General features: G+C 68.3%; 18 protein-coding genes and 7 pseudogenes. 11 read left to right on the top strand and 14 right to left on the bottom strand.

The window, feature by feature from the left end:
* Positions 1 to 313 precede the first annotated feature (313 nt).
* Both IE325_RS41020 and IE325_RS41015 read right to left on the bottom strand, forming a co-directional pair.
* The gene (locus tag IE325_RS41020) at positions 314 to 976 is read right to left on the bottom strand and encodes a response regulator (RefSeq protein WP_190075276.1); all 663 of its coding nucleotides are present in this window, start codon (positions 974 to 976) and stop codon (positions 314 to 316) included.
* The gene (locus tag IE325_RS41015) at positions 951 to 2,123 is read right to left on the bottom strand and encodes a sensor histidine kinase (protein WP_190075275.1); all 1,173 of its coding nucleotides are present in this window, start codon (positions 2,121 to 2,123) and stop codon (positions 951 to 953) included. The genes IE325_RS41020 and IE325_RS41015 overlap by 26 nt, the downstream gene beginning before the upstream one ends.
* A 175-nt stretch (positions 2,124 to 2,298) precedes the next feature.
* Here IE325_RS41015 and IE325_RS41010 point away from each other — a divergent pair, with 175 nt between their 5' ends.
* The 5 genes from IE325_RS41010 to IE325_RS40990 all read left to right on the top strand — a co-directional run bounded on the left by IE325_RS41010 (position 2,299) and on the right by IE325_RS40990 (position 8,239).
* Positions 2,299 to 4,569: an MMPL family transporter gene (locus tag IE325_RS41010; protein ID WP_190075274.1), complete on the top strand. Its 2,271-nt coding sequence runs from the start codon at positions 2,299 to 2,301 to the stop codon at positions 4,567 to 4,569.
* Positions 4,570 to 5,201: 632 nt separating this feature from the next.
* Positions 5,202 to 5,993, top strand: coding sequence for a hypothetical protein (locus IE325_RS41005; RefSeq protein ID WP_190075273.1), 792 nt, complete (start codon positions 5,202 to 5,204; stop codon positions 5,991 to 5,993).
* Entirely contained in the window at positions 5,978 to 6,664 is a 687-nt protein-coding gene (locus IE325_RS41000; RefSeq protein WP_190075272.1) for a NucA/NucB deoxyribonuclease domain-containing protein, read from the top strand. The genes IE325_RS41005 and IE325_RS41000 overlap by 16 nt, the downstream gene beginning before the upstream one ends.
* A gap of 30 nt (positions 6,665 to 6,694) precedes the next feature.
* Positions 6,695 to 7,297 (top strand): hypothetical protein, encoded by a 603-nt coding sequence (locus IE325_RS40995; protein WP_190075271.1) that lies wholly within the window; start codon positions 6,695 to 6,697, stop codon positions 7,295 to 7,297.
* Positions 7,298 to 7,984: 687 nt separating this feature from the next.
* Positions 7,985 to 8,239, top strand: a complete 255-nt coding sequence (locus tag IE325_RS40990) for a hypothetical protein (RefSeq protein WP_190075270.1) — start codon at positions 7,985 to 7,987, stop codon at positions 8,237 to 8,239.
* A 139-nt stretch (positions 8,240 to 8,378) separates the two neighbouring features.
* On the opposite strand, the gene IE325_RS40985 is transcribed toward IE325_RS40990, so the two are convergent.
* Entirely contained in the window at positions 8,379 to 8,894 is a 516-nt protein-coding gene (locus IE325_RS40985; RefSeq protein WP_190075269.1) for a hypothetical protein, read from the bottom strand.
* Positions 8,797 to 9,133, bottom strand: a pseudogene (locus IE325_RS40980) (DUF8825 domain-containing protein). Before IE325_RS40980 ends, IE325_RS40985 begins: the two are co-directional and overlap by 98 nt.
* A 53-nt stretch (positions 9,134 to 9,186) precedes the next feature.
* On the opposite strand from IE325_RS40980, the pseudogene IE325_RS40975 reads away from it, so the two are divergent.
* Positions 9,187 to 9,337 (top strand): annotated as a pseudogene (locus IE325_RS40975) (NYN domain-containing protein); the annotation flags it as partial.
* 196 nt (positions 9,338 to 9,533) lie between these two features.
* Here IE325_RS40975 and IE325_RS40970 read toward each other — a convergent pair.
* The gene (locus tag IE325_RS40970; protein WP_229912411.1) at positions 9,534 to 10,328 is read right to left on the bottom strand and encodes a leucine-rich repeat domain-containing protein; all 795 of its coding nucleotides are present in this window, start codon (positions 10,326 to 10,328) and stop codon (positions 9,534 to 9,536) included.
* A gap of 201 nt (positions 10,329 to 10,529) precedes the next feature.
* Here IE325_RS40970 and IE325_RS40965 point away from each other — a divergent pair, with 201 nt between their 5' ends.
* Positions 10,530 to 10,979 (top strand): SCO4402 family protein, encoded by a 450-nt coding sequence (locus IE325_RS40965; RefSeq protein ID WP_190075268.1) that lies wholly within the window; start codon positions 10,530 to 10,532, stop codon positions 10,977 to 10,979.
* Here the strand turns inward: IE325_RS40965 and IE325_RS47255 are convergent.
* Together IE325_RS47255 and IE325_RS40960 are read right to left on the bottom strand one after the other, a co-directional pair.
* Positions 10,927 to 11,122: pseudogene (locus IE325_RS47255) on the bottom strand (hypothetical protein); the annotation flags it as partial. The gene IE325_RS40965 and the pseudogene IE325_RS47255 overlap by 53 nt on opposite strands.
* 15 nt (positions 11,123 to 11,137) lie before the next feature.
* Positions 11,138 to 12,466: pseudogene (locus IE325_RS40960) on the bottom strand (ISL3 family transposase); the annotation flags it as partial.
* 940 nt (positions 12,467 to 13,406) lie between these two features.
* On the opposite strand from IE325_RS40960, the gene IE325_RS40955 reads away from it, so the two are divergent.
* Positions 13,407 to 14,258 carry an MBL fold metallo-hydrolase gene (locus tag IE325_RS40955; protein ID WP_190075266.1) on the top strand — a complete coding sequence of 284 codons (852 nt, stop codon included), beginning with the start codon at positions 13,407 to 13,409 and terminating at the stop codon, positions 14,256 to 14,258.
* A gap of 191 nt (positions 14,259 to 14,449) precedes the next feature.
* Here IE325_RS40955 and IE325_RS47175 read toward each other — a convergent pair.
* From IE325_RS47175 to IE325_RS40940, 3 genes and pseudogenes are all read right to left on the bottom strand, one after another.
* Positions 14,450 to 14,686, bottom strand: a pseudogene (locus tag IE325_RS47175) (MFS transporter); the annotation flags it as partial.
* A gap of 104 nt (positions 14,687 to 14,790) precedes the next feature.
* Complete coding sequence (locus IE325_RS40945) at positions 14,791 to 15,009, bottom strand: hypothetical protein (RefSeq protein WP_229912410.1); 219 nt, start codon at positions 15,007 to 15,009, stop codon at positions 14,791 to 14,793.
* 103 nt (positions 15,010 to 15,112) lie between these two features.
* Positions 15,113 to 15,535 (bottom strand): nuclear transport factor 2 family protein, encoded by a 423-nt coding sequence (locus IE325_RS40940; RefSeq protein WP_190075265.1) that lies wholly within the window; start codon positions 15,533 to 15,535, stop codon positions 15,113 to 15,115.
* A gap of 183 nt (positions 15,536 to 15,718) precedes the next feature.
* Between IE325_RS40940 and IE325_RS40935 the strand changes: the two genes are divergently transcribed.
* The gene (locus IE325_RS40935; RefSeq protein ID WP_190075264.1) at positions 15,719 to 16,618 is read left to right on the top strand and encodes a helix-turn-helix transcriptional regulator; all 900 of its coding nucleotides are present in this window, start codon (positions 15,719 to 15,721) and stop codon (positions 16,616 to 16,618) included.
* A gap of 70 nt (positions 16,619 to 16,688) precedes the next feature.
* On the opposite strand, the pseudogene IE325_RS46465 reads toward IE325_RS40935, so the two are convergent.
* Both IE325_RS46465 and IE325_RS40930 read right to left on the bottom strand, forming a co-directional pair.
* Positions 16,689 to 16,900 (bottom strand): annotated as a pseudogene (locus tag IE325_RS46465) (ATP/GTP-binding protein); the annotation flags it as partial.
* A gap of 267 nt (positions 16,901 to 17,167) precedes the next feature.
* Positions 17,168 to 17,803, bottom strand: a complete 636-nt coding sequence (locus tag IE325_RS40930; protein ID WP_190075263.1) for a helix-turn-helix domain-containing protein — start codon at positions 17,801 to 17,803, stop codon at positions 17,168 to 17,170.
* A gap of 126 nt (positions 17,804 to 17,929) precedes the next feature.
* Here IE325_RS40930 and IE325_RS40925 point away from each other — a divergent pair, with 126 nt between their 5' ends.
* Both IE325_RS40925 and IE325_RS40920 read left to right on the top strand, forming a co-directional pair.
* A complete protein-coding gene (locus tag IE325_RS40925; protein WP_190075262.1) occupies positions 17,930 to 19,318 on the top strand; it encodes an MFS transporter in 1,389 nt (462 codons plus the stop codon).
* Between the two features lie 5 nt (positions 19,319 to 19,323).
* Positions 19,324 to 20,320, top strand: a pseudogene (locus IE325_RS40920) (IS481 family transposase).
* Positions 20,321 to 20,416: 96 nt separating this feature from the next.
* Here IE325_RS40920 and IE325_RS40915 read toward each other — a convergent pair.
* A complete protein-coding gene (locus IE325_RS40915; RefSeq protein WP_190075260.1) occupies positions 20,417 to 21,439 on the bottom strand; it encodes an LLM class flavin-dependent oxidoreductase in 1,023 nt (340 codons plus the stop codon).
* A gap of 371 nt (positions 21,440 to 21,810) precedes the next feature.
* Positions 21,811 to 22,452 carry a Rid family hydrolase gene (locus tag IE325_RS40910; RefSeq protein ID WP_190075259.1) on the bottom strand — a complete coding sequence of 214 codons (642 nt, stop codon included), beginning with the start codon at positions 22,450 to 22,452 and terminating at the stop codon, positions 21,811 to 21,813.
* Positions 22,453 to 22,553 lie beyond the last annotated feature (101 nt).

The following is a 22,553-nucleotide window of genomic DNA, read 5'->3' as shown; positions in this document are numbered from 1 at the left end:
CTACGAACGACTCCGGCAGAAAGCCCAGAACCCACTGTCATAGGCCTCCGTCAGTTGCACATCTAGGGCGCGTATCGAGTCGTGATCATCGGGTGGTCCTGGTGAGGTCTTTGATCCAGATCATCGAGGCGTGCAGGTGGAGACTGGCGAGGTAGCTGTCGGAAGTCTTGTTCGTATCGGGTGTCTCACCGTCCCAGTTCCGGCCTCCTGGTACGTCACGCTCTGGGGCGGGTGCGGCACGTGGAGCCGACGTGAGCCGACCGGTGCACTGATGTCCGGGCGGGGAGTCATGGGACATGGCCCGGCACCCGGCTCAGGTTCCGGGGAGGATACGGCGCGTTTCGTAGGCCCACATCGCGATCTCGACCCGGTTGCGGGCACCGAGTTTGGCCATCAGGCTGGCCAGATGCGTCTTCACTGTGCTGAGGCTGATGTGCAGTGCATCGGCGATCTCGGTGTTGGTCAGCCCGCGAGCGACGGCGAGGAGCACCTGCTCCTCGCGGGCGGTGACGGGGGAGACCGGCTGGGTCACGGGCCGGCCGGCGGGCAGGTCCGCGAATGCCTGGAGCAGACGGACGGTGATGCTGGGCGCGATGAGCGCCTCACCGTCGGACGCCGACCGTACGGCCTGCGCGAGAAGGTCCGGTCCCGTGTCCTTGAGGAGGAATCCGCGGGCGCCGGCACGCAGTGAGCCGTAGACGTACTCGTCGAGGTCGAACGTGGTGATGACGACCACGGCCAGCGGGTCGGCGACGCCCGGGCCGGCGACCAGCCGGGTGGCCTCGAGCCCGTCGAGTACGGGCATGCGAATGTCGAACAGGCAGACGTCGGGGCGTAGTTCGCGGGCCAGACGTACCGCTTCGTGTCCGTCGGCGGCCTCGCCGACCACCTCGATGCCGGGCTGGGCGTTCAGCATGATCCGCAACCCGGTGCGGATGATCGTCTGGTCGTCAGCGACGAGGACGCGAATGGACACCGCTCTCGCTCCTCGCTCTCGGCAGTTCGGCTTCCACATGCCAGCCCCGGTCGGTACCCGGGCCGGCTCGTAGTGTGCCGCCGAGCAGGGTCGCGCGCTCGCGCAGTCCGGTAAGTCCGTATCCGTCGCGACCCCGGCCGGTGCGCCGGCCGTTGTCGCGCACGCTCACCCGTACCGTGTGCCGTTCCGCGGCGACCCGGACGACGAGCTCGGTCGCGTCGGCCGCATGGCGCAGCGCGTTGGTCACCGACTCCTGCACGATCCGGTAGACGGCCGCGTCCACGGCCGGGGGCAGCGCGTCCAGTTCGCCGTCGAGCCCCAGGTCGACCCTGAGGCGACCACTCGGGGTGCGCACCAGGCGCTCCAGATCCGCGACTCCGGCAGGGGGCGCCAGCTCGGCGCCGACCCCGCGGTCGCGCAGCGCGGCGACCATGGCGCGCATTTCCTCCAGCGTGCGCGCCCCTTCCTCCTCGACCCCGTCCAGCGCCTCGACGGCGGCGGACGGGTCGTTGCCCGCGAGCACCCGGCCCGCCTGGGCGATGATCACCATGGCCGACACGTGGTGGGCCACCGTGTCGTGCAGTTCCCGAGCGAGCTGCTCGCGCTCGCGGGAGCGCACCTGCTCCAACTGCCGCTCGCGAGCGGTCACCCAGAACCGCACGGCAGCCCCGACCACGCCGGGCAGCAGCAGGAAGACCAAGCCCACGACCTTTTCGACGACCGGGGTCTCGTCCGTGACGACACACAGCGTGCCGACCACGAGGATCACCGCGCCGCCCAGCATGATCTCGCGTCCCGATCCCCACCGGGGCAGCGCGTACACCAGCACGAGCACGACCGCGCCGGTGTACAGGCCGACGGGCTCGCGCGGTGCGGCGACCAGCGAGGCCACCGGAAGCAGGGCCACCGAGCCGAACGCCAGCGTCACCATCGCCAGCGGGCGGGTCCGGCGCCACAGGGACAGCAGGCACAGCCATACGGCGAACACCACCGCCACCGGCCGCCACACGACGTTCTCGCGCAGGGTGGCCTCCAGCACCACAAGGGCAAGGCCCGCGACGAGCAGCGCCCAGTCCCGCCGCACCCGGGCGGGCGCGTCGGGCGGCCGGGGTTCGGTCCACAGGGCTCGCAGGTCGTCTCGCAGCACGGTTCTCAGCGTAGGGACCGCGGCGTGCTGCGCATCGGCCGAAAGGATGGGGCGTCACTCCGACTTGGGGCCGACGGATCCGTGGCCCGCGGGCCGATGCCGCGGAGCGCCGTGGCGACGAGCCTCGGCATCGGCGGCCGTACAAGGACGGCCGACGAGGTGGTTGGAGGACCCGATGCTCTCGAAAGCCCTGTTGCGCCTGGGCGCAAGCGCCGCGCGCCATCCCTGGCGGGTGATCGCGGCATGGCTGATCGCCGCCACGCTCGCCGTCCTCGCCGCGATCGCCTTCGGCGGGCGTACCGCGGACTCGATGACCGCTCCGGGACTGGACTCCCAACGCGCCGCGGAACTGATGGAGCGGGCCGGCACCGGCCAGGAGGGGATGACCGCCCAAGTGGTCGTCACCCCCCTCGACGACGGTGCGACGTTCTTCGACGACGACGGCGCGCGCACCGCTCTCACGCGGCTGCGGGCCGAGGTGCAGCGGCTGCCGCACGTGCTCGGCACGAGCGACCCGGCGGGGGCGCTCGACACGGGCGGGGACACCGCCGTGCGCGGCGGCCTCGTTTCGGCCGACGGACGGATCGCGGTCGTCCGGGTGCAGTACCCCGACCAGAGCCGACTGTCGTCCGAAGACCTGGACGCCCTCGTCGAGCTCGGCGACCGGCTGCGCGCCGAGCTGCCGCTGCGCATCGAGATGGGCGGGAACCTCTTCTACGCCTTCTCCGACCCCGACGGCGGCGTGAGCGAGCTGATCGGCCTCCTCGCCGCGGCCGCGATCCTGTTCCTGGCGTTCGGTTCGCTCGTCGCCGCCGCGCTGCCGATCGGCATGGCGGTCTTCGGGCTGACCGTCGGGGTCGCCACGATGACGGCACTGGCGGGGGTGACAGAGGTCCCCACCTTCGCACCGGTCCTGGGCAGCATGGTCGGGCTCGGGGTGGGCATCGACTACGCGCTGTTCGTGCTCGCCAGGCACCGAGAGTACCTCGCGCGCGGGCTCGATCCCCGCGAGGCGGCGGGGCGAGCGGTGGCAACGGCGGGGAGGCCCGTGGTCTTCGCCGGCGGCACCGTCGTCGTGTCGATCCTCGGCCTGGCGGTCGCGAACGTGCCGTTCATGACGGTGGGCGGGGTTGCCGTCTCGATCGTCGTCCTGACGATGGTGCTCGCGTCGGTGACGCTGCTGCCGGCCTTCCTCGGCGCGGCGGGCCCGCGGCTGGGCCGGACCGGCCGGGTCGGCCGGGCACTTCGGGCCGGGCGGTCGGGCCGCCTCGGCCGACGGCGGGACCCGGCGGCGGGCGCCGCCCCCGCCGTCGGGTGGCGTCGCTGGATCGGGCACGTCTGCCGGCACCCGGTGCCGTACGCGGTCGGCGCGGCGGGGCTGCTGCTGATCGCGACGCTGCCCGTGCTCGGCCTGCGCGTCGGCTTGCCCGACGACGGCTCACTGCCGCAGAGCCGTACTGAACGCCGGGCCTACGACCTCGTCGCCGAGGGGTTCGGCCCGGGCACCAACGGTCCCCTCGTCATCGCCGCGGACCCCTCCGGCGATCGGGGAGTGGTGGATCGTCTCGTCGCAACGGTCGCGGCGGATCCGGGCATCGCATCCGTCGCGCCGACGCACATCGATCGGGCCACCGGCGTCGCGACCCTCGTGGTGTTCCCGACCACCAGCCCTCAGGACGAGGCCACGGCCGACACCATCGCCCGGCTGCGCGCCGAGGTGCTGCCCACGGCGATCGGGCACGGCCCGGCCAGGGCGCACGTCGGCGGGACCGCCGCGAGCCTGTCCGATGTGGGCCGACGCACCAGCCAGCGCCTGCCGGTGTTCGTCGCCGCCGTGCTGGTGATGTCGTTCCTGCTGCTGATGCTGGTCTTCCGCTCGATACTCGTACCGCTCAAGGCGGTACTGCTGAATCTGCTGAGCATCGGCGCGGCCTACGGCATCATGGTCGCGGTCTTCCAGTGGGGCTGGGGAGGCGCACTCATCGGGCTGGAAGCGACGGTTCCGATCGTGTCGTTCATCCCGATGTTCCTCTTCGCCATCCTGTTCGGCCTGTCGATGGACTACGAGGTGTTCCTCCTCTCCCGCGTACGCGAGGAGTACCTGCGCACCGGCGACAACGGCACGGCGATCGTTGAGGGCGTCTCGCGCACCGCCCGGATCATCACCTCGGCCGCCCTCATCATGGTGGCGGTCTTCCTGTCCTTCGCCGTCGCCGAGGACCCCTCCACCAAAATGTTCGGGCTCGGCCTGGCCACCGCGATCTTCATCGACGCCACGGTCGTACGCATGGTGCTGGTACCGGCGACCATGACACTCCTCGGCCGGACCAACTGGTGGCTGCCGAAGTGGCTGGACCGGACGCTTCCCCGCGGCCCGGTCGGTACCGACGACACCGACGCGGAATCGACGGGTGAGGCCCCGCTTCCACGGCTGGTTGGCCCTTGACTCAACTGCTGCCCGCCCTTGGCGTCCGGCACCTCAGCGCGTCACCTAGGGGCATATCGAGTCGTGGTTGGAGGAGTCGACCACGCAGCGGGACCAGTCCAGGCCCGAGCCGCGTTCAGTTCGGCGAGCAGGACCTCATGGAGCCGGGGGTCCCCTGGGGGGCGCGGACGAGAAGCGGACTCGCGGTGCCACCGCGCCTTCACCGCCACGTGATTGTGGCAGCCTCATTCGTGCCCGGTAACGGGGGCCAGCCGGCGGGGCATTGGGCAGCGTGCCGTTCCTCTCCGCACTCAGGAGGGTCTTCACCGCGGGGGCGCAAGGCTGCCTTCCCAGCTACCGGCAGCTCTCTCGGCTCGCGTGATTCTGCGGCTACTCGTCTCCGTCGACGCGTTGTTACAGGGGATAGCGAGGCGTACCGGAGACGACAGCGAGATCTGGGCTCGGTGCTCAGAGTTGTGGCGTAGGTCTACTGATCTGCAGCTTGCTTACGTAAGGCACACCCCAGGGACCGATTGTCAGTGCGCTGTGCTTTGACCAGGTCGACCCGGCGTGGACACGCCACACGATGGGGCGTGCCTGCGCTGTTCTGACCAAACAGGGGGTACAACTTGAGACCGCGAATACTGCTGTCCGTGGGCGCTGCGACTGTGGCGCTTCTGGGCAGTCAGATAGGCATTGCCCAGGGGGCCGACGAGCCGAGAACGGGTGCGGGCACCTCGCTGACCACGGGGATGTCCGCCACTGGCCCATCTGCTGAGGAATCCTCATCGGGGGAAGACACCACCGTCGATGACCCTGAGACGGCCCCCACTGCAGAAGACTTGGCGCTAGGCGCCGACGCTACCGCGGAGGAGCCGACGGCCGCCCCGCCAACCGCCGAAGACGGACAGCGGGTCGGGCTGGCGGCTGGGCAGGAGACCACCTGCGATGACCAAGTGAAGGCTGCCGCTGAAACTCCCGGTGGAGAGTTCACGGCGTGTGCGTCGTCCTTGGAACCGGTTGACGAGCTCAACTCCGAGGAACACGCTGCCCTGTCGCGACGCGAGGCTCCCGCCAACACGTCTGCCGCTGAGAAGGCCGCCCTGGCCGAGATGGAAGCCACCCCGCAGGATGCCGCAGAAGACGCAGCCCCGGCGACTGAACCAGCCGACGAGCCGGACGCCGCGGCAGCGGCAGCCAGGCGCTCGGCGTGGAAGGAACCGAAGTGGTGCACCGACGCAGGCGTGGACTCGACGTGGTACATCGAGCGCATGCGCGGCTGCGGCATCTGGCGCGGTGAGGTCAACGCCATCGATGTGCGAACGGGCCGCAAGGTCGGCGGTATCAAGTACCTCGTCGTCGGCTACTCCTTCTCAGCCCGGGACTCCAAGACGTGGGCCTACCAGACGAGGCTGATGGAGGTGTCCCGGTGGGGGCGGCGGTGAACGGCACCAAGGCTTCCGGGACTGCCTCCTGCACCGGCAAGTGCAAGGTCGTGGAAAAGAGCTTCCCGGCACAGGGGATCTCCGCGAGTGCTGAGCCCTACGGGCAGTTCTTCATGAACACCACGATCAACACGGCCGCCTCCAAGCAGCGGGGAACGGGCCGGAGCATCGCGTCCTGGCGGTTCAGCAACTCCCAGTGGGTCGCACCGTCGGATGCCACGAAGCTGTCCACCGTAGAGGTCCGCTGTGACAACGCCCTGCCCGGCGCTCCCCGCCAGGTCGGCTGCGTGAACCTTCGCGCCGTGCCGGAGATCAGCTACAGCCTGACGGGCCCGTGGCCGGAGATCGCCAAGCACATCAAGGACGCCCAGGCCACCGGACTTGCCGGCAAGCACGGCACGACCAACTACCTGACGCGGCTCACCGACCGCTCCAAGATCAAGCAGAACCGCGAAAAGGCCTGTCCGTCGAGCCTGGAGCGTCCGCCGGGCAAGTCCTGCGACGAGTACCCCTTCGCCAGTACATGGCAGGGCGCCAAGTACAGCGGTGGACCGTTCAGCCGGCGCATGGTCAACGCGCAGCAGAACAAGAATGCGGGAGACGCGCTGAGGGGCTTTTACACCTACGCTCGTGTCCTCGAAGGGGACCGCTTCCTAGTATGGATCCGGTAGGCCCGCGACAAGATCGGGAAGACAACAGTCGTGAATGAGTCAGCCCGTACCGGGACAGGCCTGGTATTCGCCCAGTACCACCACTTCCAGATCGTGGACCCGCAGGGGGCTCTGGCCGACGACCTCGACAGCACCTACAACGGGCTGGTATCCGCCTCGGGCGGAGCCATCGAGGTGACCACCGGGATTCACACAGGCGACGTCCAGGTCACTGTCGAGGTGCACACGCAGCCCCCCGACGTGGCCGCGGACTGGGAAGAGATCGCTGAGATCTCGTGCCACTCCCGTTCCGGGGAAGTGCTGGTGACTCATTTCATGGACGACCCTGCGGACCTGCCCTCTCTGGCGTCCCAAGGGCCAGGCCCGTACCGGCTGCGCGTCCATGCGCGCGGCAGGGACCGGGCCGTCGACCAGACACCCGTGGACGAGGTCGTGGAGTCCTACCTGATCCAAAGCTGGCCCGCCGCACAGCAGGACGCTGTCCTGGTGAAGGCGACCGACGCTTACGGAGCCCAGGTACGTGCCCAGTCGGCTGACGACACCATCGTCATCGACCACGAGGACTCGCTCAACACCCAGACCGGCCGGGAACGCGACATCCTGCACCGGGCCGAACGCGGCGACTACTCCTGATCACCACCGCACGCCTTCGGTTGGGGCGGTGCATCCTGCATCCGCCCCAACCGAAGCGAGCCCCTTGAACCGCAGGGGCGCACAGGTGCGTTGAACCAGGCAGGCATCCCGCCCGCCGGGCTGTCTAGATGCACTCACCCGGCGGACGACGCTTCGCCCCTCCTGGATGCCGCCCAACACTGCTTCATTCCCAGGGACCGTCATTTGGCTGCCCTCTCCCACGCCTACGGAGTGAGCCGGTTCGGGCCGTGGAACAGGAACGTGGCCTCACGGATCGAATCGAGGCCGAGCATCCCCATCAGGATGTGAGGCCCAGCCCTCATGCCACTTGTCGTTGGCCGGAAAACGCGTACTTGGCACTGCTGCCACGCGCCTTCACACTGCCCACCAGATTCGCCATAGGGGGGACCGATCCGATGCCGAAGCGGAAGGGACGCCGCACCAAGACGCAGCGGAAGCGAGAATTACGTCAGCGGGCAGGCATAGTGGCGGCCGGGGTGACGGTCGCCCTCTTTGTCCTTTGGCAGTCTCCGTGGCTTCTGCTGGGCATCGTCGGAACAGGGACTGCGTCTGCCAGATGCTCGGTGGCCTCGGTTTCCCAGTCGTTCGGGTGACACAGCGCATGGGGGTGCAGGCGCATGGGGAGAGGCCGTAAGACCATGCTGAACCCTGTCTGAACGGAACTTCATGCGCCGCATCGCTGCCACCGCCCTTGGAGCCGCCGTGTTCCTCGGCGTCCTCGCCACACCCGCCAGTGCCGACGACCCCATCCGCCAAGGCTTCTCGTGCCGAACGAGCGACACACCCGTCGACATCCTCGGCGAGGCCGAGATCGGGAAAGGCCTGGCAGCCGAACTGCTCCACGGCGAAGGTTTTGCGGGCGCGCAGGGCACGCGTATGGGCTCCTCCATGGAGTGCAACGCCAGCGTTGGTGGCAGTTAGTCAGTTGGGCCTGGGTCTGGATCCCTGTCTGCTGTTCCGCCTTGCGTCCCGTGATGTACGCCGACGCCGTTGCACCGATCGCTCCCACTGCTGCCCCGATGACACCGCCGAGAAGGCCCGCCAGTCCCGCATCGATGGGTCACCGTCTTACGTGCAGAAGGTCACGCCGGGTCGTGACGAGGTCGTGCCACCGTGCACGCGTGGCTACTTCGCCATCGAGCCAGTGCGGAGCGGGGTGGTCGGCGGGGAGCGGGAGGCCGGCCATGAAGTGGACGATGTCGGTGTAGTAGGCGTACGTGCCGTCTCGGGTCTGTGCGCGTAGCCGGGCGATGGTGTCCGTCAGCGCCTCGCGGTCGTCGAGGACGGCCTGGTGGAAGGCATGGGCGAGTTCGAGGGTGGGCGTCATGGAGGTGAGCCCGGCGACGTCGAGCTCGCTGCGCAGGGCGCGGACGCGGTCCTCGACGGTGGGGGTGCCGGCGTCGCGGATGAGGGCGGCGATGGCGCAGTTGATCGTGGTGGCGAGCAGGGCGAGGCGTGCGGGCTGATGGGCGGCTCGGCTACTCCTCCTGCCCTTCGCCCCGCGAAGCGGCCGTGAGCGTGAAGGCGTGCTTGAGCTGGCTGCGGGCGTCTGGACGCTCCGGCCCTGCCACCTCATCCCAGAAGGCGTGCGTCGATCACCGCGGACAGCTCACGTTCCCGCCGGCGCAGCGCGGCGACCTCAGTCTGCTCCTGCTCCGACCAGCCCGGCGAGTCCGGATATCCCTCGGGGCGCTGTCCGCCCTCCAGTGGTTCGACGGAGTAGGGCAGCTGCTTGTACAAGGCGGTGAGGTCGGCCCGTACCTGGTTGAGGTCCCGCTGCGGGCTGAGGAGCTCGTTCGGAAAGTCGTACGTCACGACGGGATATTAGTTCGACTCCCGCCGCCGGGCGCCGGACGCCCCAGGCCGCCTTCGGCGGGGCCGAACGGGCGGCTCCCCTGCTGCTCAGTCCAACCACGCGGCGTGCGGGTGCTGTTCTCCAAACCGTACGTCACCGCAGACGAGTTGATCCGACTGCTGGTGCGTGCCATACCGCCGCGGCCGGTAGACCCGGCGACGACCTGCAAAGCCCGTTGGTTCCTACGGGTCAGCAATCGACGTCCGTATTGCAGGCTGTACCGGGCCGGTCAGTCGGGGTGATAGGGCTCGTTGAAAACGGCCACCCCTTGCTCGGCAGTAACTCAGACCTGCTCAGTGAATCTCCTCACCCACCCCGCTCGGTGGCAAGCGGACCGCCCCGTGCTCCAGAGCACGACGCTCAACGCGGCGCAGGCTGTTCGATCGCGCCGCCCCGATGAGGTGTAGGGATGTAGCCCTTCGCCCCAGGTGGCAGAGCGTCGAGGCACGCCTGGGAGCAGGCGTTGACCAGTAGCGGCAGGACGTCGGTCGCCACCACCTTGGAGAGCCAAGCCTGGTGCGGGCCAGTTGCCGAGATCGGCCCGGTGCACACACTGCAGGTGCGGGCCGCGGTGGTGCCCCAGCGGGAGGGATCCAGGCCGTCAAGATCCAGGACCGTATCGCCGGGCAGCTGGAGCCGTGGTAACGGTGGCCGGTACTTGTAGTTGCCGTATATCGAGCGTGTGCTCACTGTGCTGTTCACCAGCCGAGCGCACCGTGTGATTTCGTACGGGAACCAGTGCAGCCGTCCCGACGTGTACGGGCTGAACCCCTCCAGGTTCGTCATATCGCCGATCTCCGGGGGTATTCGCACCAGGTTGCTCCCGTACAGCACGAGGGTGCGCACCGCCGTCAGCCGTCCGATCGACGCCGGCAGGGTCACGATCTGCCGCCGCTGCTCCGGGCTCAGCTCCGGCAGCGGGCGGAATTCCTCCCGCCCGTCGGTCGCCGCCTCTTCGATCAGTTCCAGCAACCGGAGCCAGCCTGGAGCATGAGTGTCCTGGATCTCGGGGTGGAAGGACGTGGCCGCGCCGGGGGCACTCACGCGGACCTGGTTGAAGCAGTGGCAGCGGTCCTGCGGCACCCCAGGCCGGGAGTCCATCGCTTCGGGAAAGCGGTTGGGGAAGACCCTCGCAGGGAGTTGTTCGTCCGTCATGGCGCAACGATAGGGACGCGGCGCCGGGTACCGCACCATCCGAACTCCAGTTCGCTCGTTGTATATCCCCACTCGGTTGAACGCCGGAGTGAGTGGGGGTGATGAGCGGCACTGGTCGATTTCAGGGCTCTGTCCGCAGTTTCGTGAACAGGCGCAGTGGCCAGTGGGTGGTGTCCCCCACCGTGTCAGTAGGCTCGCGACGTGACGGATCACGGCATTGAGTTCCCGGCCTTTCGACTTCATGTTGTGCCAGCGGTTCTCGCCCTTGCGAGTCCCTCATGGCAGCGCGATGTCTGGCTGCGGCCGGAGGAGTTCGAGGACCTGGACTACGTGGTCACTGTTCTGTTCGACGACTTCTGCAACGCAGACGATCCCGCGCCGTGGCTGGGCAAGAGCCTGCGGACGGAGGAGGAAGTCGCGCTCATGAAGGAGCTGGGCAAGGTCTACTCGACGGTGCAGGAAGAAGTAGGTCGCGGTGCCCCGGACGAGGTCTATCTAGACGCTCCAGCTTGGGGCACCGTGATCGCAGTCGCGGGCAGGTTGGCTCAGGTGATGGTCACCAATGACCTCCAGGCCGCGGCTCTCCTGCATGAACAGCTCAACCTTCCTCACCATCAGAGGCCCGCTGAAGGGGCATCGCCGGCTGAGTGAGGATGCGAGTGCGGAGGAGTCCGAACGAGGCCCGGCCGTACATGGCTCGCTTGAGCGTTTTCACCCGGTTCACGTGGCCTTCGACGACGCCGGAACTCCAGGGGGAGAGTGAGGCCGGCGGTGACCGCGTCGAGGTCCTGGCGGAGGAAACCGGCGACGCCCTTCATCGGCTTCGGCGCGTCCTGCTCGGCCTGCCGGACCCACTCCAGCAGCAGGTATCCGCGCTGGTGACGGACCAGGTCAGCGAACGTCCGAGCGAGATCGCATGCCCGGGTGATGTCCGGGCAGGCGAGCCGGACTTGAAGGAGTCGCTCGTCCTGGCTTTCGGTGAGCGTCTCCCGGGGCCGCATGATCCACGAGGTGATCTTGCGAGGGCTCGGAATGTCGGCCCGGACCGGTTCGGCGGTGCCCGCGCGGAGGGCGGCGAGGGGTTTGCGGATCACCTGGCGGCTGCCTCGGTAGCCGCTAGCCTGGATTTCCAGGAACAGGCGTGTGCCGCTGACCTGGCCTTGGGCTTCGGTGAAGCGGGCGTTGAGGTACGCCCTGAACGGCTCCAGGACGCCGTTGGGTCGGCGTTCGTGGGCGGAGACGAGCAGCTGGTCGAGGTTGGTGTCGCGGAAGCAGCGGACGGCCTTGCGTTCGAGGTTCAGGCGTCGGGCGATGGCGCTGATTGTCCAGTGTTTCTCCAGCAGGCGGTGGATGTCCTCGTAGCGGTGGCGGGTGCGCTCGATGATCTGGGTGCGGGGCAGTTCCGCGGGCGGTAACAGCATCGGGGGAACCGCGGGCGCTTCGGTCACCGTCTCTTCCTCTGCATGTTTGCGCAGGCAGTCGCGGTGTTGGTGGCAGGTCTTCTCGACTGCGGCGGACAGGTTCTGCAGCAGGTGCCAGCGATCAGCGACTTCGAGGGCATCGGGGGCGGCTTTCCTGACCGCCTTGGTGTAGGCGGTGGCCCGGTCTCGGCAGATGATCTCCGCACCGGGATGCTCGGTGAGCCAGGCTGCGAACGTCTCGGAGGTGCGGTCTGGCAGCACGTCCACGACCCGGCCGGCCTCGACGTCGACCAGCACGGTGCCGTAGGTGCAGCCCTTGCGGAAGGCGAACTCGTCCACCCCCAGCACCCGCGGGGCACGGTCCGGCACTGCTGGCGCCGTCAGCAGCCTGAGCAGACGCGTCCGGCCCGCGGCCAGCCGTAGTCGGCGGTACAGCCGGCCGGCGGGACGGCCGCCGAGCTCGATCGCGATCGACCGCAGCCAGCCCACCAGCCCGGTGCTGGAACGGCGGTACCGCGCGGACAGCCCCGGCACCTGCTCGACGAATGTCGTGCGCGAACAGCCCCCGCGATCGCAGAAGTACCGGCGTACCCGCAGCCGGACGACGACCCGGCATGAGCCCAACGGCCGCTCATCCAGGGTGCGTTGATACGTGCTGTGTACGCGGCGGGCCTGCTTGCAGCAGTTCGGGCACCGGCCTGGGCAGGCCGTCGACACGGCCTCCACCACCAAGGCGTCCGAGGAGTCGCTGACCCCCTCCACCCGCACGTCGATCCCGGGAAACAGCACATCCTCAACCGTCTTGCTCGCCACGGCAGGAAGTCGCTGCCGAAACGATCCCGCGTTCTAGCGGCTGACCTGGGGATTCACGGAAACTGCGGACAGAGCCTTGAAAACGGCCAGAGCTACTCGCCGCCCCACTCGGTCCGCTGTTCAACGGAGTGGGGAGTTTCAACGAGCGCCCTCCGCGGGGTAGACCGGGCGCGCCCACTTGTGCGTCGGGGTAAGCCCAAAAGAGGGGCCACAGGATGATCTTGATGCCCAGCTGTTCTGTCGGGCAGCCAGGGCAGGCTCGGCCATGTGCTGGACTCCTGGCGTCGGCGCTGGGGCCGGGGAGTACCTCGCGGTTCCGGGGAAGGCACTGATGCACTCCGTGCTCTCGGTGGATGTCGGAGGCGTCGCCTCGCTGACAAGCTGCTGGCCGCGGGGCCTCAGCCTTCACGTGCGGTGCCGCGCCGGAAGGCAGAAGACCCGACGCGGCATCAGTCGTTGCCTCGGACTGTTCGGGACCGATGTCGACCCTGGAGCCGATGGAGGGCGGGCGCACTGGACCGGGTGGTGGATGCAGTCGCCCATGGTCCTGACCGGTCAGCGGAACGGTGATGCGGCCGGAGGTGATATGCCGGGGTGGGCAGACGCTGGCCGGGGAAGACCTCTGCGCCCTCGGTCGGGACGTCGACTCGCACCCTGGCACCTACATGATTCCTCGCCTGACCCGGCATGGGTCCAGTACAGCCCCCGGACGTGCTGGCCATCGCGACCGTCAGGGAGACGCATCCGTCGCCGAGTGTCTCCCCTGCGTTTGACGTAGGCGTGGCATGGGGCTGGACTGGATTAATGGGCGCTGCGGCCGAACTCCATTCCAAGGAGAGCAGCGATGACTACTACGGAAACCTTCAATCTTCTGGAGCCGTACAGGATCGCCGAAGAGACGTTTGTTATTCCGTGGGCCTTGGAGGCTCCGCCGGTCGGCCACTTCCCGATGAATTCGATGGTGATCCGGGGAGCCGAACCGGTGCTTGTGGACACCGGGGCGCCGGCGGTGCGATCTCAGTGGCTGGAGGCTGCATGGTCCGTGGTAGATCCGTTGGACGTTCGATGGATCTTCCTCACCCACGACGATCGTGATCACGCCGGCAACCTTTTGGCTGCCCTCGCCGAATGCCCGAACGCGACACTGCTGACGACCTGGTTTTCGATCGGACGCATGGCTGAGGAGTGGGAGACACCGATCAACCGGTGCCGTTTCATGATCGACGGCGATACGGTGGATGTCGGTGACCGCGTTCTGGTGGCCAAACGGCCACCTTTGTACGACAACCCGACAACCCGCGCCCTCTTCGACACGAAGACCAACGTCTTGTGGGCGGTGGATACCTTCGCGACGAATGTGCCAACTCCTCTGCCCGACGTCGCCGGCCTGTCTGCGGATGAATTTCGTGAAGGACAATTCTTCGGCGGGCGGCTGGTTTCGCCCTGGGTGGCGTTGCTGGACGGCCAGAAGTTCCGGGCAGTGGTGGATGACTTCCAGCGGTTGGACGCCGAGGTCGTCGCTGGCTGCCACTCGCCGGTGCTCCGCCGACCACGAATCGCGGAGGCATTCGATTTTCTCCGCCAGCTGCCTGAGATTCCGGCCTGGCCAGAGTTCACACAAGCCGACCTCGACCAGTGGATGGCGTTGGCCGAGACCTCGGTCCCGCCCGAACAGCCACGGCCGTCGGCCACGTGACGAACGTTCCGGGGACCGTCCGGTCGGATGTCGGCTGGGTGGGGAGATCCACTGAGCAGGTTTGGGGACACCACCGAGCGCCGGTGGGGAAATTCAAAGAGCCCCATCATTGATTGGGGCTTCCTGGATGCGGCCAGAGTTGCGATTCCTCCTCAGTTGATCCGGTGTGGAGGCTGGGGATCATGAGCCTGTCACGGACGCCATGTGGGCAGCTTCCCGGCCGGACGGGACGGTTCGATCATGTGGCCCAGCCGGTGCGGGTAACGGACCCTGGGCGCTGCGGCCGCCACGGTCGCGGCAGCCAGGACGACGCTTGCCAACAGCAGGGCCGCCGAGTAGTCGGTTCCCAAAAGAGGCTGGGAGATCAGGGGGCCGATGATCTGCCCGATCCCGTAGGCCGCCGTCAACAGCGCGTTCGCTCGCCGGCAGCAGCGAGGAGCGGTCCAGGCACGGCACTGGCGCGGTCGGCGCGCTGCCGCCCCACTCCTGCAACCGCCGGGTCAATCGGCGTAGGCGTCCCCCCGGTGGCGGGTCATCGAGCGGCGAGGACGCGCGCCCACGGCTCATCGATGTCGGCCAAACCCAGCACGGCGACCACGTTGTCGAGCAGTCCGGCGCCGAACCAGCGCCGCACGGCGTCGTCGTCGCCCAGCAACTGCCGGACGGTGTCGACCTGTTTGGCGTAGCACCGGCGCACGGCCTGTGCCACCAGCGGCTCGCCGGCCGCAGCCGGGGCACTCCGTCCCTGCACATGCCTGCACCGTACGACTGGTGCGGATGGCTGCCGACCACCCGATGACCTCAGCGAAGCGGGTCTCCGCGTGCACCACTGGAAGACCCGACGAGCGTCGTGGTCAGCGGGTGCCCGCCTCGGCGCGCCTGTAGAACGCGGCGAGCTCGTGGGGGTTCTTGGTGTAGACGTCGATTTTGCGGACCATGCCGTCTTCGACCTGGTGGATCTCAACCATGGTCAGCGGGAACTTCTCACCGGTGGTGTGGGCTGTGAGCGTTCCGATGACGCCGGCCGGGCCCTCGAATACCTCGGCATCGGTGATGGCGACGTTGGCGTAGCCCATCATCGCGCCGAGGATCGACTGCACGAACACCTCGCGGCCCTGGTGCACGCCGCCGTAGGGGAGCTGGTTCGGCTCATCGACGATCACCTCGGGGGCGAGCTTTGCCAGGACACCTGGCACGTCGCCCTTGCTCAACGCGTCATACAGCCCTCGCACGACATCCGCGGGGCTCTCCGTCACCGTCTCGATCTGGTTGCTCATCTGCTGTGTCCTGTCAGTGTTCAGTTGCTGCCGACCGGGGCGCGTGCGTCCTCGCACCGGTCGGGCCCCGGGGGATCGGGGCACGCACCATGCAACGCGACACGGCCGTGACGGGGGAGTCCTTGCTGTGAGGGGTACTGGCAGGGCCCCTCACCTGTCGCGCAGCCTGCCTACCCTGGCCTCATGGACAACCGGGACGCAGTCAGCGCATTCCTCCGCTCCCGACGCGACAAGATCACCCCAGAGCAGGCCGGTCTGCCGACGTACGGTCAGCGCCGGGTGCCCGGACTGCGCAGGGGAGAGGTCGCCACACTCGCTGGCGTGAGCGTCGAGTACTACACGCGCCTGGAGCGCGGCAACCTCCAAGGGGTCTCCGACAGTGTGCTCGACGCCCTCGCCCATGCCCTGCGGCTCGACGACACCGAGCGCATGTACCTGTACGACCTCGCCCGCGCTGCCGGACCGGCGCCCGGGGCGCGGGCACCGCGGCGGGAAAGCCGACCGACGGTGCGGCCGAGTGTGGCGCGGATCGTCGATGGCATGCCGGAGCTGCCGGCGTACGTGATGAATAACCGCCTCGATGCGCTGGCCGCCAACCCGTTGGGCCGGGCCCTGTACTCGGAGATGTATGCCGACCCGACATGGGGGGCGAACGTCGCCCGGTTCGCGTTCTTCAACTCCGCAGCCAGGCGGTTCTACACCGACTGGGAGCGCATGGCCCGCTTCGCCGTGGGCGCGCTGCGCATCGAGGCGGGGAAAAACCCCTACGACCGGGAGCTGTCGAACCTGATCGGTGAACTGTCCACCCGCAGCGATGCCTTCCGTGTGATGTGGGGCTCGCACGACGTGCATGTCTTCCGCGAGAGCACCAAACGCCTCAACCATCCGCTCGTCGGCGAACTGGAACTCGATCAGGAGACCATGAGCCTGCCGGACGAAAGCGGCCTGAGCGTTGTCGTCTACAGCGCGCCCCCCAAAACCGCCGCGGAGGACGGCCTGAAGCTACTCGCCAGTTGGTCCGCCACGACCGGACAGGAGCAGGACACGCAATCCACGAGCAACCCGCCGCCCCTGCAGGCCTGACGGGGCGGTACTGGCCCCTTTCCGGCGCTCAGTAGAGACTGTCACCCGGCGCGAGCGAGCCAGTGAGCTCGGCCTCGATGATGTCTGTCCTGTGCGAGCGGGCCCGCACCGGCAGGCCCAGGAAGCGGCGAACTCGGTCGCGATCATGCGAGCAGTTGCGGCAGGCGGGACGGTGACGTAGACGACCGGGATGCGGTCCGCGACGTGTGGGTGCCGGGCCCGGTCAAGGAGCTCGTGGGAGGGCCCCAGCTGGGTGATGGCGATGGTCTTGCCAGTCCCCGCGCCATGACTCGAAGCCGACATGCTGCCCGGTCGTCACCGACCAGTACCAGCCCGCGAAGTGGCGCTCACCCCTCGACCAGCGAAACGGACGCATGGGAGCCGCGTCCTCGAACTGAGTCGTCACGCAGTTCAGCAGCGGGCGCCGCCGACGCTCGCGTTCAGCATCCACGTATGACATCTCGACGTACGGGCCCGCAAGATCCATCCCGGTCAGTGCAGCCACCCAGCGCCCTCAGGGCGATCGCCGGCGTGACTAGGTGTTGCGGGTCATGACGTTGTTGACGGTGGGTTTGGGGCGGTGGGCGGGGCGGGATCGATTGTGGACGGTCTGGCGCGGACGATGGCTTGGTCTCCCCGTGGACCGAACAGGTGCAGGATCTCCACGGCGCTCGTGTCCGCGGGGCCGAACCAGTGGGGCTCGGTGGTGTCGAACTCGGCCACTTCGCCGGGCCGCAGCGTGAAGTCCTGCGCCCCGAGGATGAGGCGCAGCCGACCGGCGAGGACGTAGAGCCATTCGTAGCCCGCGTGGGTGACCAGTTCCGGCTGGCGGGGTGCCAGTACCTGCTTGAAGACCTGCACTCGGCCCGGGTACTGCGTCAGGGGCACGAGGACGCTGCCGCGCCCCTTGCGCAAGGGCCGGAGGTGCACCCGAGGGTCACCGCTGGCCGGCGCCGCCACCAGCTGGTCGAGTGCGACGTGGTGCGCCCGTGCCAGCGGGATGAGCAGGTCCAGAGTCGGGCGCCGCCTGCCCGATTCCACCCGGGACAGTGTGCTGACCGAGATCCCCGTCGTGGCCGCGAGTGCCTCGAGCGTGAGTCCCCGTTCCCGGCGCAGCCTGCGCAGCCGGGGCCCGATGCCATCGAGGATCTGCTCCAGCTCCGTGTCCCCGGATTCTGTGTTCATGGACCCAGTTTTGCAGTGTTCGCAAAATTGATGGGCTACGGCCGTCGCGCGGGCCGAGCCTTGCCGGGCATTGTTCCCGAACATCAGAGGTAGACCGTGACCGCGACGACACACCCTGTTCAACCCATGCTGAGTGCGCGCAGACGCTGGACGGTACTGGCCGTCTGCTGCCTGAGCATGTTCCTGGTGGGCCTGGACACCACCATCGTCAATGTGGGCCTGCCATCCATTGGGCGCGGCCTGGGTGTCGACACGCGCGGTCTCGAATGGATCGTGGATGCCTACACCCTCGTCCTGGCCAGTCTCCTGATCTCCTCCGGCGCACTGGCGGATCGCTTCGGACGCCGCCGGGTATTCCAGTGCGGGCTGGCCGTGTTCGGCGCGGCCTCACTGATCTGCGCGCTCGCCCCGTCGGCCGGCGTACTCATCGCGGCCCGCGCCCTGCAGGGCATCGGCGCCTCGATGCTCAGCCCCGTGGCGCTCGCGATCGTGGTGAACGCGATGCCCGACCCGAAGGAACGGGCGCAGGCGATCGGCATCTGGGCGTCAGTGTTCGGACTGAGCATGGCCGCCGGACCCGTCACGGGCGGCGCGCTGCTCGCCGGGCTCGACTGGCGGGCGCTGTTCTGGATCAACGCCCCCGTCATCGTGGCCGCTCTGCTGCTCAGTGCGGTGTTCGTGCCGGAGTCCCGGGCACCGCGGGCCCGGCGGCTCGACCTGCCCGGCCAGGTCCTGCTGACCATGGTCCTCGCCGTCGTGGTCGGCGTCCTGATCGAAGGGCCGCGCATCGGCTGGACGTCGCCTGCGGCGCTGGCGGGATACGCATGGGCTGCCGTGGCGACAGCCGGATTCGTGTGGGTCGAGTCCCGCCGACGTGAGCCGCTCATGGATCTGTGGCTCTTCGGGCGACCGACCTTCAGCGGTGCCGTCGTGGGCGCGGTGGCGGTCTTCGTCGCCCTGAACATGACGCTGCTGCTGAACACCCTCTACCTGCAGCACACCCGGGAATGGACGCCGCTGGCCGCCGGCATGGCGACCTTGCCCCTGGCCGTCGGAGCGACCGTCTGCGCCCCCTGGTCCGGCCGCATGGTCGGCCGCACGGGACCGCGACTGCCGCTGCTCCTTGCCGGCGGTTTCATCACGGTCGGCGCTCTCTGCCTGGTCCGGCTCACCCCGCACACGAGCGTGCTCCTGCTTCTGGCCACGTACTCGCTCATCGGCATCGGGTTTGGCTTCGCCAACGCCCCGATCACCAACACCGCGGTCAATGGACTGCCATCCGCCCGTGCTGGCGTGGCCGGGGCGATCACCTCCACCGCACGGCAACTCGGCTCCGCCCTCGGCATCGCTCTCGCCGGCGGCCTGGTCACGGCCACCAGCCCGACGGGCCTGGCACATGCGTCCCGCCCGGGCTGGATCGTGGTCGCCACCTGCGGCGTACTGCTCTGCCTCGTCGCCCAGGTATCACGGCCGAAGGGGACCACCACGAGCCCCGCCGCCCCACAAGCGCGATGAGCCGCGTGACTCACCGCGACGCACCGTTGTCAGTTGAAGGGCGCCGCCGCCTCGTCGAGCGCTGCCGAACTCGCCCCATTGCTCACGTCGCTGCTGAGATGGGAATCTCCCGGGCCTGTGCCTCAAAGTGGGTGAACCGCTACCGCAGATTCGGCGAGATCGGGCTCTTGGACCGCTCCTCGACGCCACGACACCAGCCGACGGCCACCCCAGACGAAGTAGTAGCCCAGGTCGAGGTCCTCCGACGCGCCCACAAGTGGTCGGCAGCCCGCATCTCATTCGAGCTGACACAGGCCGGGACACCCATCAGCCGACGGACTGTGAGCCGACATCTGGCTCAGCTGGGGCTGAACCGGCGCCGGTTCATCGACCCAAACGGGGCGTCGAACAGAGAACCCCAAAAGATCATTGCTCGTCGACCAGGTCACATGGCCCACGTCGATGTCAAGAAGGTCGGTCGCATCCCCGACGGTGGCGGATGGCGCGTTCACGGCCGCGGGAGCGAACAAGCCAAGTCCGTCAACAAACGCAAGAAGAAGACCGAACGCGGCGGCTACGTGTACCTGCACTCAGCCATCGACGGATTCAGCCGACTTGCCTACACCGAAGCCCTGCCGGACGGGAAGGCAGCGACAGCGGTCGCGTTCCTGCACCGGGCACGAGCGTGGTTCGCCACTCACGGGATCACCCGAATCGAACGGACAGTGACGGACAACGGCTCCTGTTACCGGGCTGATGCCTTCGCCAGGGCCCTCCTCGAGGCCCGGCACCAGCGGATCACTCCGTACACCCCACGGCACAACGGCAAGGTCGAGCGCTACAACCGGACCCTGGCCGAAGAATTCCTGTATGCCCGGCCATGGACCTCAGAACAGCAGCGCACAGAGGCCCTTGAAGTCTGGAACGTCCACTACAACCGACCCCATACGGCCGTTGAGAACAGGCCCTCGGCAGCTCAACTATGTCGGGGGCGTCACCAACGTCATGGCCTCGTACAACTAGGTCGCTGATACGACAGCCAAAACGACTGGGTTCGCTGAGTAAACGCCTCGATTGGATGAGAACAGACAGTGCCGTAGCACGCCCTGCCCCCTGTGCTCAGCGCCAGCCCAGTGCCGGAGCGACATGGGTCAGGACGCTCTCGATCACGTGGGCGTTGTAGGCGACCCCGAGCTGGTTCGGCACGGTGAGCAGCAGTGTGTCGGCGACGGCGACGGCTTCGTCGTCGGCGAGCTGCTTGACCAGCACATCGGGCTCGGCGGCGTAGGAACGGCCGAAGATTGCACGGGTGTTGGCGTCGATGTAGCCGATCTGATCCTTGGAGTTGCCCTCACGGCCGAAGTAGGCTCGGTCACGGTCGTCGATCAGTGCGAAGATGCTGCGGCTGACCGACACCCGCGGCTCGCGGGTGTGCCCGGCCTCCCGCCAGGCCTCACGGTAGGCCTCGATCTGCTTGCGCTGCTGGACGTGCAGCGGTTCGCCGCTTTCGTCGTCCTTGAGGGTCGAGCTCTGCAGGTTCATCCCGAGCGTGGCCGCCCACGCCGCGGTGGCGTTCGAGCCGGATCCCCACCAGATACGGTCCCTGAGGCCCTCGGAGTGCGGCTCGATGCGCAGCAGCCCCGGCGGGTTGGAGAACATCGGATTGGGGTTGGGCTGCGCGAACCCCTCGCCCCTGAGCACATCGAGGAGGCGCTCGGTGTGATCGCGTGCCATGTCGCCGTCGGTCATGCCCTCGGACGGCACATGCCCGAAATGGCGCCAGCCGTCGATGACCTGCTCCGGGGATCCCCGGCTGAGGCCGAGCTGCAGCCGACCACCGGAGATCAGGTCCGCGGCGCCCGCGTCCTCGGCCATGTACAGCGGGTTCTCGTAGCGCATGTCGATCACGCCGGTGCCGATCTCGATCCGGCTGGTACGCGCACCGATGGCCGCGAGCAGCGGGAACGGCGAGGCGTACTGCCGCGCGAAGTGATGGACCCGGAAGTACGCGCCGTCGGCGCCCAGTTCCTCCGCGGCGACCGCGAGATCGATCGCCTGGAGAAGGGAATCCGCCGCGGAACGCGTCTGCGAGTGTGGGGACGGCGTCCAGTGTCCGAAGGACAGAAACCCGATCTTCTTCATACCGCTTTCAACAATCAAGGTCGGCGTTCATTCCCTGCCGACCCTGCCGCGGCAGCTTGGACCAGGAACGCGGTCGGACGACAGACGTTCTGCAGGGTCTTCCCGCGTGCGCCAGGGCCATGCACATGCGACAGCCCTGGCCAGCTCAGCTGCATCCCTTGGCCAGCAGTTCCAGAGAGACCTTCGCGAGGATCGGTGTTCTGGCCCGGGCGGTCACGAGCTCCTCGGGCTCGCTGGCCTCACCAGCCCTGCTGGCTGGCTCTGAGCCCTGCAGGCCGGTGTCGGCCTGCAGGGGCAGTGAGGCGTCCGGCTGGAGTCGGCCCGGTTGCGGACCCGCACCTTTCTGCAGTGGCCCCGCGGAGCGGTGCCTGTCAGCGCTTCTTGTACGCGGCGGTGACTTCGACCTCCACGATCCAGCCCTTGACGGCCAGCGAGGCGACCTCCATCGTGGCCCGCGCGGGACGGGCTTTGTTGGCGACCAGCGGTGTCTTGGGGGCGGAGGTGCCCATCGGGACCGGGACGACCTCCTTCGAGGTGAGGTCGATGTTGGCGAAGTACTGCCGGTACGCGCGGTTCCAGCCGGCGTAGTCGGCGGTGTCGGCGCCGGGCGGTTTCATCAGGTAGCACTTCATGGAGATGACGTCGGCCAGGGTCAGGCCCGCCGCTTCGACGTTGGTCTTGATGTTGCGCAGGACGACGAGTGCCTGGGCCTCGGTGACCGTGACACCCGAGGCGCCCTGAGTCAGGGCCGGGTCCGTGTAGAGCTCAGGTGAGCCGGCCGGCGCGGTCGGGTTGAGCGCGGTTGGGCCGAGGCCGCTGCTCTGGTAGATCGCCACCTCACCGCCGGTCACCACTCCGGTGGCGATGGCCGGGTTGGACTGCCCCTCGGGCAGCATGACGCGGACCTCTCTGGGACCGGGCCACCAGTCCTTGCCTTCGGCGAGCGCGGTGCCGCCGGTGAGCAGCGAGGCGGTCAGGGCTGTACCGATCACAGCCTTCGTAGGTCGCTTCATCTGGCTTCCTCCGTGGATACCCCCATCTTTAGGTGGGGGAGGAAACGGAGCCCCTGCGGAGCAGGGCAGGAAGAGATGAATCGCCGCCGGGCGATTCGTCG

The sequence above is a fragment of the Streptomyces lanatus genome, from assembly GCF_014655715.1.
Classification (GTDB): domain Bacteria; phylum Actinomycetota; class Actinomycetes; order Streptomycetales; family Streptomycetaceae; genus Streptomyces; species Streptomyces lanatus.
The sequence above is the reverse complement of the archived record's forward strand: the minus strand, read 5'-3'. Positions and strand labels throughout refer to the sequence as shown.

Excerpts from the sequence above, each read along its gene's own strand:
- IE325_RS40915 (WP_190075260.1), bottom strand. The coding sequence starts at position 21,439 with ATGAAGAAGATCGGGTTTCTGTCCTTCGGACACTGGACGCCGTCCCCA.
- IE325_RS40930 (WP_190075263.1), bottom strand. The coding sequence starts at position 17,803 with ATGAACACAGAATCCGGGGACACGGAGCTGGAGCAGATCCTCGATGGC.
- IE325_RS40910 (WP_190075259.1), bottom strand. The coding sequence starts at position 22,452 with ATGAAGCGACCTACGAAGGCTGTGATCGGTACAGCCCTGACCGCCTCG.
- IE325_RS40970 (WP_229912411.1), bottom strand. The coding sequence starts at position 10,328 with ATGACGGACGAACAACTCCCTGCGAGGGTCTTCCCCAACCGCTTTCCC.
- IE325_RS41010 (WP_190075274.1), top strand. The coding sequence starts at position 2,299 with ATGCTCTCGAAAGCCCTGTTGCGCCTGGGCGCAAGCGCCGCGCGCCAT.
- IE325_RS40935 (WP_190075264.1), top strand. The coding sequence starts at position 15,719 with ATGGACAACCGGGACGCAGTCAGCGCATTCCTCCGCTCCCGACGCGAC.
- IE325_RS40940 (WP_190075265.1), bottom strand. The coding sequence starts at position 15,535 with ATGAGCAACCAGATCGAGACGGTGACGGAGAGCCCCGCGGATGTCGTG.
- IE325_RS40985 (WP_190075269.1), bottom strand. The coding sequence starts at position 8,894 with ATGAGGTGGCAGGGCCGGAGCGTCCAGACGCCCGCAGCCAGCTCAAGC.
- IE325_RS40955 (WP_190075266.1), top strand. The coding sequence starts at position 13,407 with ATGACTACTACGGAAACCTTCAATCTTCTGGAGCCGTACAGGATCGCC.
- IE325_RS40990 (WP_190075270.1), top strand. The coding sequence starts at position 7,985 with ATGCGCCGCATCGCTGCCACCGCCCTTGGAGCCGCCGTGTTCCTCGGC.
- IE325_RS40925 (WP_190075262.1), top strand. The coding sequence starts at position 17,930 with ATGCTGAGTGCGCGCAGACGCTGGACGGTACTGGCCGTCTGCTGCCTG.